At 71.1% G+C, this 12,192-nt stretch carries 11 protein-coding genes; 4 read left to right on the top strand and 7 right to left on the bottom strand.

What is annotated here, in order from left to right; all coding sequences use genetic code 11:
• Positions 1–72: 72 nt before the first annotated feature.
• Positions 73–1,056: a hypothetical protein gene (locus StrepF001_RS42625; protein ID WP_129803451.1), complete on the top strand. Its 984-nt coding sequence runs from the start codon at positions 73–75 to the stop codon at positions 1,054–1,056.
• A 24-nt stretch (positions 1,057–1,080) separates the two neighbouring features.
• Here StrepF001_RS42625 and StrepF001_RS42620 read toward each other — a convergent pair whose 3' ends face one another.
• Together StrepF001_RS42620 and StrepF001_RS42615 are read right to left on the bottom strand one after the other, a co-directional pair.
• Complete coding sequence (locus tag StrepF001_RS42620) at positions 1,081–2,910, bottom strand: HAMP domain-containing sensor histidine kinase (RefSeq protein WP_129803450.1); 1,830 nt, start codon at positions 2,908–2,910, stop codon at positions 1,081–1,083.
• Positions 2,907–3,596, bottom strand: coding sequence for a response regulator transcription factor (locus StrepF001_RS42615; protein ID WP_240797967.1), 690 nt, complete (start codon positions 3,594–3,596; stop codon positions 2,907–2,909). Before StrepF001_RS42615 ends, StrepF001_RS42620 begins: the two co-directional genes overlap by 4 nt.
• Positions 3,597–3,761: 165 nt before the next feature.
• Here StrepF001_RS42615 and StrepF001_RS42610 point away from each other — a divergent pair, with 165 nt between their 5' ends.
• Positions 3,762–4,586 (top strand): L,D-transpeptidase family protein, encoded by an 825-nt coding sequence (locus tag StrepF001_RS42610; RefSeq protein ID WP_240797966.1) that lies wholly within the window; start codon positions 3,762–3,764, stop codon positions 4,584–4,586.
• A gap of 9 nt (positions 4,587–4,595) precedes the next feature.
• Here the strand turns inward: StrepF001_RS42610 and StrepF001_RS42605 are convergent, their stop codons facing one another.
• From StrepF001_RS42605 to StrepF001_RS42585, 5 genes are all read right to left on the bottom strand, one after another.
• Complete coding sequence (locus StrepF001_RS42605) at positions 4,596–5,225, bottom strand: TetR/AcrR family transcriptional regulator (RefSeq protein WP_129803449.1); 630 nt, start codon at positions 5,223–5,225, stop codon at positions 4,596–4,598.
• Positions 5,226–5,323: 98 nt separating this feature from the next.
• The gene (locus tag StrepF001_RS42600) at positions 5,324–6,541 is read right to left on the bottom strand and encodes an acyl-CoA dehydrogenase family protein (protein ID WP_129803448.1); all 1,218 of its coding nucleotides are present in this window, start codon (positions 6,539–6,541) and stop codon (positions 5,324–5,326) included.
• The gene (locus StrepF001_RS42595; protein ID WP_129803447.1) at positions 6,538–7,242 is read right to left on the bottom strand and encodes an alpha/beta fold hydrolase; all 705 of its coding nucleotides are present in this window, start codon (positions 7,240–7,242) and stop codon (positions 6,538–6,540) included. Before StrepF001_RS42595 ends, StrepF001_RS42600 begins: the two co-directional genes overlap by 4 nt.
• Positions 7,243–7,388: 146 nt before the next feature.
• Entirely contained in the window at positions 7,389–8,192 is an 804-nt protein-coding gene (locus StrepF001_RS42590; RefSeq protein ID WP_206307134.1) for a phosphatidate cytidylyltransferase, read from the bottom strand.
• Positions 8,189–9,985, bottom strand: coding sequence for a histidinol-phosphate aminotransferase family protein (locus StrepF001_RS42585; protein WP_129803446.1), 1,797 nt, complete (start codon positions 9,983–9,985; stop codon positions 8,189–8,191). Before StrepF001_RS42585 ends, StrepF001_RS42590 begins: the two co-directional genes overlap by 4 nt.
• A gap of 145 nt (positions 9,986–10,130) precedes the next feature.
• On the opposite strand from StrepF001_RS42585, the gene StrepF001_RS42580 reads away from it, so the two are divergent.
• A complete protein-coding gene (locus StrepF001_RS42580; RefSeq protein ID WP_129803445.1) occupies positions 10,131–10,901 on the top strand; it encodes a class I SAM-dependent methyltransferase in 771 nt (256 codons plus the stop codon).
• A gap of 182 nt (positions 10,902–11,083) precedes the next feature.
• Positions 11,084–12,145: a LacI family DNA-binding transcriptional regulator gene (locus tag StrepF001_RS42575; RefSeq protein WP_129803444.1), complete on the top strand. Its 1,062-nt coding sequence runs from the start codon at positions 11,084–11,086 to the stop codon at positions 12,143–12,145.
• The last annotated feature ends 47 nt before the right edge of the window (positions 12,146–12,192 follow it).

The raw sequence follows: 12,192 nt of genomic DNA, 5'->3' as shown, positions 1-12,192 counted from the left end.
CGGTGGGTGTGGGGGGGCGGGCCGGTTTCCGGCCGATTCTTGCCGACCATCGACACATCCGAAGGAATCGTGATGGCCGTAGCCACAGACATGCTTGTTCCCGCGCTGCGCGAGGTCCGGGAGACCAAGGAGTCGCTTGCCGACCGCTTCAAAGCCCACCTCACGGTCACGCCCCCCGGTGAGTACCGGGAGGTCCTGGAACGCCGCATGGGCGACGCCCGGGGCCACGTGTACCGCATCGACGAACGCCTGGCCACGTTGCAGCCCCGCGGAGTGGTGCCGACCGTTCTGGGGAACGCCTGGCGCCTGACCGAGCAGGCAGCACGGCTGCCCATCGACGTGGCGATGTCGGTCCCGGGCGTCGTGTTCCGGGGCCGGGCGACGGCATCGCAGCAGCAGTTGCTGAAGAACGCCGAGGACGAGTATGCAGTCACCGCGCTGGCCGTGGCGGTCTGCCGGGCCGCAGAGCGCATCGCCCAGGAGGCCGAGGACGCCACCAGCTCGGAGCTGCTCAGCTCCATCCGCCGTGATGACGAGGAGGCGCTGGAAGAGCTCGCCGACAGTCTGGAACAGCATGCCGAAGCAGCGGTGGCGGCCGCCGAGACCACTGAGGGCCCGAGCGCCGGAGGTGCGGCACAGGCGGTCCGCGACTGGAGCAGCTGGCTGCGGGAGACGGCCGAGCGCATGCCGGGCGCGGATCGGTTCCTGGGCGCACCGGAGGGCGCTCTGATCGCGGAGGACGAGTTGCCTGTCCCCGACTACCGCAAGCTGAGCACCAGGATGATCCTGGACCGGCTCCCGCACCTGTCCCAGTCGGATCTCGCCACGGTCGGCGCCTACGAACGGTTTCACGCGGGCCGCGCCGCCGTACTGGGCAGGGTCGCTGAGCTGCTCGAGCCTGTGCCCTGGTCCGGTTACGACAGCATGACCGCGAACGAGATCGTCAAGCGGCTCGCCGACGCGGAACCGGTCCACGTCCGTCGGGTGCTGGACTACGAGCGTCGCCATCAGGCACGTGCCACGATTCTCAGGGCCGCTGAACGAGTGCCCGCCTGATCGCCCGTCGCTCACCCGCACAACTCACTCCCCCGAAACCGCGGACACCTCGAACCGGGCGCAAGGGAGCCGGATGGTGAACACCGCTCCCTTGCGGGGCTCGCTGTCGGCGGTGACGGTTCCGCCGTGTGCCTCGACGAACTGGCGGACGATGGACAGGCCCAGTCCGCTGCCCCCGGTGTGCCTGCTGCGGGACTTCTCGGCTCGCCAGAAGCGTTCGAAGACATGGGGCAGGTCGTCGGATGCGATGCCGCTGCCCGTGTCCTCCACTGTGAGAACGGCCAGATCACCGGTGTGCCGTGTGGTGACCGTGACCGTACCGCCCGTGGGGGTGTGCCGGAGTGCGTTGGAGACGAGATTGCCCAGGACCTGACGCATCCTCACCGGGTCGGCGTCCAGCCAGAGGTCGGGGTCGGTGTGCGCGTGCAGGCGGATGCCCGCGGTTTCGGCGCGGGTGCTGTGGGCCGACACCGCCTGGGCGACGAGGTCGTCCGCGCACACCGGTTCGCGGTGCAGTTTCAGCGTGCCGGCGTCGGCTGCGGCGAGATCGCGCAGATCGTCGATGATGTGCTGCAGGAGCAGTGCCTCGTCGTGCAGGGCGGCGATGAGGTCCGGGTCCGGCTCGACCAGCCCGTCGCGGGTGACTTCCAGCCAGCCCCGGATATTGGTCAGCGGCGTCCGCAGTTCGTGGGCGATGTCGCTGACCATGGCTTTGCGTTGGGCTTCAAGGTGTTCGCGGCGCGCGGTGAGGTCGTTGAAGGCGGCGGCCAGATAGCCGGTCTCGTCCTTGGTGGTGACGGCGACGCGTGCGTGCCGGTGCGGCGGCTGCTGGGCCGCGGCTGTCAGGGCTCGCAGGGGACGGACGAGGCGGATCGCGACGACAGTGGTCATGGCGATCGTGACGGCGAGGACGAGCGCCGTGACACCGACGATCTTGGCCTTGTTGGTGGGCGAGAGGTCGAAGCCTGCGGGCTGCCCGCCCAGGTTGCCCAGATAGAGTCTGGCTCTCGGGGCGACGTACGGGTCGAGTTGTGTGCGGCGAGCGCTGTCGACACAGGTCTGCGTCTGCTGGCTGACACCGAGCCCGCGGGCACGGTCGCCCGCCAGGGTGTCGACGCCGGCGATGAATTCACCCCCGATTCCCACCGGTGTGGCGTCCCGCCCCTTCTTGGGACGGTCGAAGCAACGCTTGGCCAGAACGTTGAGTTCGTCCAGTGCCTTCCGTTCGGTGCGCGTGGGTGTGTTGAGGACTCCGTCGGCGCACTCCAGCGGCACGGAGGCCGCTCCGCCGTCGGGGGCGATGACCACCGTACGGCCGCTGGGCAGTTGTTGCAGGCGCCCGTCGCTCGTGTACCGGCGCATACACACCAGACGCTTCTCGGCGACTGTCTTCACCCATGTCCGTTCGGCCGCGGTGAGCACATACGGTCCCACCGCCCGCGGGTCGATCCCGGCCAGCTGGGCTCCTGGCTCGGTGTAGGTGTCGGTGGTCAGCGGGTCGACGGTGGCCGATGCGCGGGCGGGCAGGGCGGTGCCGGGGACGGCCGAGTCGGCGATGGTGCGTCCGGTCTCGGTCGTCAGGGCGATGCGCCGGCCCATGGTGCGCGAGAGCGTGCGGACCGAGGGCTGCACTCCGCTCCAGTCGGCGTGGGTCGCGGCGAAGCCGCTGAGCTGACGCAGGATGTCCGTGTCGTCGGAGAGCACTTGGCCGCGCTCCTCCTGGATGGCCCGCGTGGTGGTCTCCACGGCCAGCCAGGCGGTGGCGCCGACGGAGAGTACGGCGATCGTCATGGAGGTGAGAAGAAGCCGGACCAACAGGCTCTTGCGCCAGGGGATGCGGGGGCCGCGCCTCATGTCGGCAGCTCGGTGAGCTTGTAACCGACGCCGAAGACGGTCAGCAGCCTGACGGGTCTGCGCGGGTCGGGCTCGATCTTCTTGCGCAGGTTCATGATGTGTACGTCGATGGCGCGCTCGGTGGAGGCGCGGTCGTGGCCCCGGGTGAGCTGCAGCAGTTGACGGCGCGAGAAGACCCGGTCGGGTTCCGCGGTCATGGCGTGGAGGATGGCGAACTCGCCGGGTGTGCACGGGACGGGGATGCCGTCGCAGGTGACCTCGTGCCGTGCAGGATCGACGGTGATGCCGCCCGCGCGGAGCACTGGGGAGTCGTCGGCGGGGCGGAGGGTGCGGCGCAGCACGGTGCGTATGCGGGCGAGCAGTTCCCGTGGGCTGTACGGCTTGGTCATGTAGTCGTCCGCGCCGAGTTCCAGGCCGAGCAGCACGTCGTCCTCGGTGGAGCGGGCGGTGAGCATGAGAACGGGTATGTCCCCGTGCCGGCGCAGCACACGGCACACGCCGAGACCGTCGATCTTGGGCAGCATCAGGTCCAGGACGACCAGGTCGGGTCGGTGGCTTTCGGCTGCGTCGATGGCAGCCCGGCCGTCAGTGACCACGACGGGGTTGTGGCCGTCCTGAAGCAGCAGCCGTCGTATCAACTCGGCCTGCATCTCATCGTCTTCCGCAATCAGAATATGCGCGCACACGCAGCCGACTCTAAGCGTGAGCGATCGGCTTCCAGGACCAGGTGAGGGGCTTCCCACACCCTGACGACTTCCTGATATCCGCATGCCGGCACGGCGTCCGAACCGGTCCGACGTCGTGAGTCGGAGCTGATCAGTTCCTCACAAGTCCCGTTCAGGCTGATGGCCATGGCTACTTCGTCAATCCGTCGCCTGTCGCGACTGCGGCTTCCGGCAACGACCTCCACTGTCCCGGCCCTGAACCGTCCGGGGATACCAGCCGTCCTGGCTCTGTCCATCACCCTTGCCGGGTGCGCGGGGGCGGGCGTCGAGACGGCCGACGCTGCCCGGCCGACGTCCGTCGGCACGGCACAGGCCATGGCCGGGCGGCCATCCGCGGACAACGCAGCGTCCATCGCGTCCGTCCCCGAGCAGCTACCGGGCCTGGGTCCGCGGACGCTGGCCGACGTCCCCGCGAACGCGCGCCAGGTGGTGCTGGTCACCGGCCGGGGCAAGAACTCCTCGGAGTCAGAGGTGGTGCTGTACCGGCGCACCGGCGCGAGTTGGGAGCCGGGGGCCACCTGGCCGGCCCACAACGCTCTCAAGGGCTGGACGGACGACCACCGCCTCGGTGACCTCCGGTCGCCCATCGGCGTGTTCTCCCTCACCGACGCCGGCGGACTGCTCCCCGATCCCGGCACCGAGCTGCCGTACGACCAGGCGCAGAGCTTCGTCATCGGCGGCACGGGCTTCGAGGGCGAACCGCTCGCGGGATCCTTCGACTACGTCGTCGCGATCAATTACAACCGCAAGCCCGGAACCTCCCCTCTCGACTGGACCCGCCCTCTCGGCTCCGGCAAGGGCGGCGGCATCTGGCTGCACGTGGACCACGGCGGGCCCACGCGCGGCTGTGTGAGCATGGCGCAGCAGCACATGAGGGAACTCCTGCGCACCCTCGACCCCGAACAGCACCCGGTGATCGTCATGGGGGACGCCGCATCCCTCAAACGCTGACGCGCCCCGTCACCCTGCCGGGCGTCGGTACACGCCGTACCAGTAGCCACGGGCCAGCTCGCGGGCCACGACGGCGTCGTCGCTGCTGTCGCCGCCCGCCACCTGCTGCGCGATGACCTGACCGCCTCCTTGGACGATCGCCTTGGCCGCGAGTCCGGGGTCGAGGTCCGCGGGGGTACGGCCGGCCCGCTGCTCCTCTTGCAGGACCGTCACGAGGTTGTCGATGAAGCGGTCCTGGTCGGCGGTCCACGCCTCCCGGACCAAGGGGTCGTAGGCGGCCACCTCATTGATCGCCGCGAGCAGGGCCGCATGTTCGCGGTAATGGCGCAGGATGAGCTCATACGTACGGGCCAGGCCGTCCAGGCCGCCGTCGGGGCCGGTCGGCCGCCAGGACGCCGCGATCGCGTAGCTCTCCTTCTTGAGGGAGCCGCTCAGCCGGAGCAGTACGTCGACCTTGTCACGGAAGTACAGATAGAACGTCGAACGAGAGATCCCCGCAGCGTGGGCTATCTGCTCCACACTCAGCTCGGTGTAGGTCACACCGCCGCGCAGACACTCCTCGATCACGGCCAGGATCCGCTTTTCGAGGGCGGCCCGCCGGTCGGCCGCACTGGAGGGTCGTCGTGTGGTGGAAGGCATACACGCATCCTAAGGAACCGGACGGGCGGTGTGTCTGCAGGTCACCGGTGAGCGGCCCGGTCCACACCGCCACGAGCGCTCGCCGCCGCGGGTCGGGTTCAGAGCATCAGGCTCACCCGCTCGCTGACGCCGAGGAGGGACTTGCCGTAGACCTCCAGGCCGACCGCCGGGACCAGGCCGGCGTGCCGCGCCGCGACATTGGCGTCACGCCAGATGCGCTGCAGCGGGCCGGCGTCGGCGAACGAGGACGCGCCATGCACGTTCAGCAGGGTGCCGACCGCCTCGAGCACCTGCTGTGCGGCGAAGCCGGCCCGTGCCCTGACGTGCGCACGGGCGGCGTAGTCCAGGGGAGCGCCGGAGGATGCGGCCCGGTCCACCTCGTCCACGGCCCGGTAGGTGTGCAGGCAGGCGGTCTCCAGCTTCAGCGCCGCCTCGGCCGTCTGCAGCTGGACGCCCACCGAGTCCGCCTGCCGGCTGTGGACGGTGAACGACAGCGGCTTCGCCGCGGCGGCCTCCACCACCACGTTCAGGGCGGCCTTCCCCAGTCCGAGCAGCGGTCCGACCAGGCACAGCAACAGCATCGGGCCGAACGTCGAGCCGTACAGCGTCTCGTCCCGGGACGCGCGCGGATACACGCCCTCCGCGGCCGCGGGAACCGACAGCACACGGTGCTCGGGAACGAACACATCCCGCCCTGTCAGGGTGTTGCTGGCGGTTGCCTTCATGCCCGCGGTGTGCCAGGTGTCCTCGACATCCAGGTCCGAGGCGGGGATCAGCACGAGCGCCTGGTCCGTGACCGCTCCGTCGTCGTCCTTCAGTAGTGCACCGACCGCTGCCCAAGTGGCGTGCGGGGAACCGGAGTTGTACGACCACCTCCCGCTGACGCGCCAGCCGCCGGGCACCCGCTCCCCCATGCCCGCCGGCGCGGCCACGCCGGTCACGCGCGCATCCGGATCGGCCCCGAACACCTCCTCCTGGGCCTTGTCCGGGAAGAGGCATGCCAGCCAGTTCGTCACCGAGATGATCATCCCGACCCAGGCCGCCGATCCGTCGCCCTCCCCGAGGGCCTCGGAGACTTCGGTCAGGGTCCGCAGGTCGGTCTCGTAGCCGCCGTACCGCCTCGGCGTCAGCAGCCGGAAGACGCCCGCCTCGGTCAGGGCGTCGACAACCTCCGTCGGCAGGACGCGCTCCGACTCGCCGCGCGCCGCTTGCTCCCGCAGCAGCGGTTGCAGGGCGACGGCCCGCCCGACGAGTTCGGCCCTGATCTCTTCCCTGGACGGCGCGCCCGTCTCCTCCTGGCCGATGGTGCTGTTCACGACATTCTCCTTGTGGACGGTTCCGACGCGAGGGCGATCTCCGACAGGAGTGCAGCGAGCTCCCCCGGCTTGGACAGGAAGGGCGAGTGGCTGCTCTTGATGCGGTGGACCGCATCGGACCTGGCGGCCAGCGTCTGCTGGCTCTGCACAGGCAGGGCCCGGTCGTCCTCGCAGACGATGTACGTCGACGGGACGGTGTGCCACCCGGCCAGAGTCAGCGCGTCCCTGAAGGACTGTGCGCTCTGCGGCACCAGCCGCGCGGCGGCCTGCTCGGCCTCGGAACGAGGCACGTCACCGTAGAACAGCCCGACCGGATCCTCCGGTACGGCCTCGGCATCGTGCGGCCCCGGCGAAGCGGGCGCGCCATGGAATCCCAGGAGACTCTCACCGACATCGAGCTGGTACGCCGCCAGGTAGACGATCCGCGACACGTTCCCGGTCTGGGCGACGGCCTGGCTGACCGGTATGCCGCCGTAGGAGTGCGCGACGACCACGACCGGGCCCTCGATGCGCTCCAGCTCTGCGAGCACCACCTGCGCGTCGTCCTGCACTCCCGCCCGCCCGCCGGCGCTGGGCAGATCGACCGCTCGCGTGCGCCACCCGTCGGCACGCAGCACCGACGCCAGCTTCTCCCAGCACCACCCGCCGTGCCATGCCCCGTGCACCAGGAGCAGGGCCGGACGGGAAACCCCATCAACCACGAAAATCCGCTTTCAGATCAGTCAGGAACAGCAGGCGCCCCACAGCGCTCACGGAGGACCCTAAAGGTCATCGGACACTCTGTCCAACGCCATGTCCATAAACGTCGATCACAGCCCGGGCCGGCCTTGACGGGATCACCTGTGGGTCAGCGCAGAACAAGCAGGACGGCCAGCGCGATGAGCAGCGAGTCGATCCGGTCCAGCAGGCCGCCGGAGCCGGGTAGCCAGCGGCCGGCGTCTTTCACCTGCGCACCCCTTTTGATCATGGATTCGAGAAGGTCGCCGGCCGGGCCGCCGACCGCCACCGCCACCGCCATCGGCCAGCTCAGCGCGGACAGCACGGCGAGCACGCCGAGGCCGGCCGCGGCCCCGGCCAGCATCCCGCTCCACCGCTTGGCCGGTGACAGCGGCGACAGCCGCGGCCCGCCCAGCCGTTGACCGGCAAAGTACGCCGCGATGTCGGCGACCGAGACCGCCACGAACAGCGCCAGCGCGCTCGCCCCGAGCGGCACCAGCGCGGCCAGCGCACTCAGCCAGGCAAGGCCCAGCAGGCCGGCGCCGAGCCGGCGCAGGCCGTGCTCGGCGTCGCCGGCCAGGAGCGGCACCGCGGCCACCGCGAGCGCCCCGATCGCCACCACCCGGAGCACCTGTCCGGGCGCCAGCCAGGCGGCCAGCACCACGCCTGCCACCGCCGCGGCCAGCACCACCCGGTCCACCCAGCCCAGCAGCATCAGTCCGCCGAACTCCAGCACCGCAATCACCCCGACCGCGATGGCGAGGCCCGCGGCGCCCGGTCGGCCCAGCCAGAACGCGCCGGTGACCAGTGGCACTCCGACCGCCCAGGCGCACCACCGGATCAGCAGCTCGCGGCGCCGGGACGCCGCCACCGCAATGCCGCCCAGCGCCAACGCCCCACCGAGGTAGGGCGCCAGGGAGGCCACGGTGATCATCGAGTGGATCCAAAGGCGGAAACGCCCTCAGGCATCTCACGCATCTCAGGCCTCGAGACGAGCGAGCCCGAACGCGGCCGCAGTACGTCCAGGGCGGCCTGACACGCGGCCACGATGCGCGCATTCTCGGCGGTGTCCCTGACCGCGATGCGCACGGTGCGCCCCTGGTACTCCGACGACAACGGCGACAGGTCACGCAGGTACACGTCGTGGCGGCGGCACTCGTGCACCAGTTGTGCGGCACTCGGCCCGCCGGACGGCAGGGTCACGGTGAGGAAGTTCGCCACGGCTTCCTCGACCACCACGTCCTTGTCCAGCCCGGCCAGACCGGCGGCCAGCTGCCGGCGCAGCGCGTGGGTGCGACGCCAGCAGTCGCTGTAGTACGCCGGGTCGCGCAGGGCTTCCACCGCGGCCAGCTGCGCCGGGAGGCTGACCGGCCAGGGCGGCGTCCAACGGCGCAGCTGCGCCGCGGTGTTCGGCTCGGCCACCAGGTACGCCGCCCGCATGCCGGACAGCGCATACATCTTGGACAGTGAGGTGCAGACCACCACCCGCGGGTCCGTCGCGGCGAGGCCGGCGAGCGACTCGTTCAGGTCGACATAGCCCAGGTATGCCTCGTCGATCCACCAGCGGGTCCGGGCCGGCGCGGCGGCGATCACCGAGCGCAACTCAGCGGCCGGCGCGTGGCGTCCGGTCGGGTTGTTCGGGTTGACCACCACCACGAGGTCGTAGCGGCCGGACCCGACGGCAGCGGCCAGCCGGGCCGGATCGATCCGCCAGCCCTCTTCACGACGCAACCGGAACCGGTCCACCCGGCATCCGATCACCCTCTCCGTGACGTGGGCGTACTCGCCGTAGCCCGGGTCTGTCAGCAGCACCCTGCTCTGCGGGGTCAGCCACTGGCCGAAGGCCCGGAAAATCAAGTCGGATGAACCGGCGCCGACCGCGAGCGTCTCCGCGGGCAGCGCCCGGGCCGTGGCGATTTCCGCCAGCAGGCCCTCGGCGCCGGTCGGCGGCGAGGTCCGGGCGACCCAGGCCGGATCTTCCGCGAGCGCCGCCCGCACGCCGGGGGCCGGCGGGAACCAGGCGTCCAACACGTCGGCCGCGACCACCTGATGACGCCGGTCCAGACTGCGGAAGTCCGTGCCGATGGCGGTGAACGAGGCACCGCCGTGTTCGCAGCCGTCCGGCCGGGGTGCGAACGCCACGTCCAACTGCCAGTCCACTGCGGACCGCAGACGCTCCAGCGTGGTGCGGTAACGGTCCATCGTGACCTTCGTCAGCTCGGTCACGCTGCCGGTCAGCACCTCGAACGTCAACGCACCGCTGTGAACGGTACGGCCGACCGGGCGCAGACCGGCGGCCAGGTACATGGCGAGCAGCTCGGTGCGCCCCATCGCCACCACCCGGCGACCGCCCCGGGCGGCGATCCAGCGCAGCGCCGCGTACATCAGCAGCGGGGCCGCTGCGGAGGCCCGCCAGCGCGGCTCGACGGTGAGGATGCGCACCTCGAACACATCGTCCTCGGTCAGCAACGGCAGCTCGTCGCGGGTCAGGTACTTGTCCAGCGCGTACCGCCCCAACCAGGGCGGCGTCAGGCTGACAAAGCCGATGCGGTCCGCTCCTCGCGCCGCGACCAGGTAGACGTTGTCGCCGTCCAGCCCGTCACGAAGCCGCCCGGCCGGATCCGGCACATGCTGGCCCAACTCCTGTGCGTACACCCGGTGACGCAGTTCGTAGATCCATTCCAGATCCTCCGGAGTGGCAGCGCGCAGCTGCAGGTCACGGCCCATGAGCACCTCTCTCGACGCGGGGAGCACTCCATCGTGGGGACCACAGGCCGGCCGCGTCAGAGCCAAGCGACACAATCGGCCTGAGTACGGGTACTCAGGCGCAGTCGTCTTCCGCGTGCTCCGTCCGCCCGGAAGGATCGCGGCCATGGCATCCCACGCGAACCAAGACCGCGCCCTGTCCTTCGACAGCGTTGCCACGCAGTACGCTGCCGCCCGCCCGGGCTATCCGCCGGCCCTCTTCGACGCCGTGGAGGAGCTCGCCGGCCGAGCGCTGGCCGGCGCCGACGTGCTGGACTGCGGCGCCGGCACCGGTATCGCCACCCGGCTGCTGCATAAACGCGGCGCCCGCGTCGTCGCCCTGGAGCCGGGCGCCGGTATGGCCGCAGAGCTGCGCCGGGCCGAGCCGGAGGTCCCGCTGGTGCGGGGCGAAGGGAACCGCCTGCCGTTCGCCGCCGGCAGCTTCGACCTGGTCACCTACGCGCAGGCCTGGCACTGGACCGACCCGGCCCGCTCCGTCCCCGAAGCGCTGCGCGTGCTGCGCCCGCACGGCGTGTTGGCCCTGTGGTGGAACCAGGCCGACGTCCGGGTCCCGTGGGTCGCGGCGGAGGATGCCCGGCTCGCGCCCTTCACCCGCAGCTTCCCGACAACCGTGGCCGAGCTGTTCGCCCCGTTTCCGGTCCAGGTGTCCACCCGCGAGATCACGTGGTCACGCCGGATCACCGTCGAGGAGCACCTCCGCAACCTCGGCACCCACTCGCACTTCGTGGTCATGGACCCCGTCGAGCGGGCCGCACTCCTCGACGCGAACCGCACCGCGCTGGCACGGCTCTTCCCCGACGGCGAGCTCGACGAGCCATACCGGTGCGGCCTGACCGTGGTGCGAGCAGCCACCGGTCAGGCATCAACCACCCCGTGACGGCGCCGGTCGATCCGACGTGGCAGTCCCTCGGCAACCCCCCCGATCACAAACTGGACATAACGCCAAGGGTATTGCCCTTCCCGCCCCGGGCTGCCTAAAGTCACGCCATTCGTTCATCGAATCGATTCGATGAATTCGATGAATCCGAGGAGCCCGAAGGCGGGCGGACGGAGGCGGAGATGGCCACGATCAAGGACGTCGCCGAGCGGGCGGGCGTGGCACCCAGCACCGTGTCCTACGTCCTGAGCGGATCCCGCAAGATCTCCGAGGACACCCGGCGCGCGGTGCAGGCGGCGATCGACGAGCTCGGCTACCACCCGCGCGCCAGCGCCCGCACACTGCGCAGCTCCCGCACCAACGTGCTGGCACTGGCCGTGCCGCGCGTGCCCGGTGAATACCGGGCGATCGACGGCCGGTTCGCCATCGATGTCACCGACGCCGCCCGCGGGCACGGATACGACGTACTCCTGATCACCGAAGGCGACGGCGCCGGCGCGCTGCGCCGCGTGGCCCGCAGCGGGCTCGCGGACGCGGCGGTGCTGATGGCGGTCGAGGAGCGCGATCCCCGTATCGAGGTCCTGCACGAGCTGGGCTTCCCCGCAGCACTGCTCGGCCACGACGACCACGCGGCGCTGCCCTGGACCGATCTCGACTGGGAGGCGGCGGTCGCCCTCGCCATCCGTGAGACCGCGGCGGCCGGCCACCGCCGGATCGTCTTCCTGTCGTCGGCCGAGCACGAGATCGCCGCGCGTCGCGGCTATGCGGTGCGCGGCCTCGACGGCGCCCGGGGCGCGACCGCCGAGACCGAGGCCGAGGTGCGCGTGCTCTCCTCGCACCGCGACCCGGAAAAGCTCGGGCACCGGCTGCGCGAGGCGCTGGCCGTGCGTCCCGCGCCGACCGCGTTGGTCGTCCAGGACCTGATCCTCCTCCCCCACCTGCTGGGCGCCGTGTCCTCGGCCGGGCTGCGGGTCCCCGAGGACCTGTCCGTGGTCCTCGTCGGCAGCCTCCCGGACGAGCTGGGCATCCGGCATCTGCCGCGGATCGACCTGCCCGTCGCGGAGATGTCCACGGCCGTGGCCCGGCTCGCCATCGACGCGATCAGCGCCGGCAGCGACGGCCGGCCGCCGTCGTCCCAGAAGCCCACAGCGGCACCTGCCTCGACCGCGCCCGCCGACGCGCGGCACCACCTCATCGAGCCGCGGATGGCCGGGCCCGCCATCGCCCCGCCCCCCTCCGGCTGACCACGACGGCCGCCTGTTCGGCGCGGCCGTCGTGGTCAGCCGGAGGG

Origin of the sequence: Streptomyces sp. F001, assembly GCF_004187715.1 — a bacterium.
Taxonomy (GTDB): Bacteria; Actinomycetota; Actinomycetes; order Streptomycetales; family Streptomycetaceae; genus Streptomyces; species Streptomyces flavusporus.
Note: the sequence above shows the minus strand (reverse complement) of the source record. Positions and strands in the feature narration are given on the sequence as shown.

Excerpts from the sequence above, each read along its gene's own strand:
- StrepF001_RS42575 (WP_129803444.1), top strand. The coding sequence starts at position 11,084 with ATGGCCACGATCAAGGACGTCGCCGAGCGGGCGGGCGTGGCACCCAGC.
- StrepF001_RS42620 (WP_129803450.1), bottom strand. The coding sequence starts at position 2,910 with ATGAGGCGCGGCCCCCGCATCCCCTGGCGCAAGAGCCTGTTGGTCCGG.
- StrepF001_RS42590 (WP_206307134.1), bottom strand. The coding sequence starts at position 8,192 with ATGATCACCGTGGCCTCCCTGGCGCCCTACCTCGGTGGGGCGTTGGCG.
- StrepF001_RS42625 (WP_129803451.1), top strand. The coding sequence starts at position 73 with ATGGCCGTAGCCACAGACATGCTTGTTCCCGCGCTGCGCGAGGTCCGG.
- StrepF001_RS42580 (WP_129803445.1), top strand. The coding sequence starts at position 10,131 with ATGGCATCCCACGCGAACCAAGACCGCGCCCTGTCCTTCGACAGCGTT.
- StrepF001_RS42585 (WP_129803446.1), bottom strand. The coding sequence starts at position 9,985 with ATGGGCCGTGACCTGCAGCTGCGCGCTGCCACTCCGGAGGATCTGGAA.
- StrepF001_RS42610 (WP_240797966.1), top strand. The coding sequence starts at position 3,762 with ATGGCTACTTCGTCAATCCGTCGCCTGTCGCGACTGCGGCTTCCGGCA.
- StrepF001_RS42605 (WP_129803449.1), bottom strand. The coding sequence starts at position 5,225 with ATGCCTTCCACCACACGACGACCCTCCAGTGCGGCCGACCGGCGGGCC.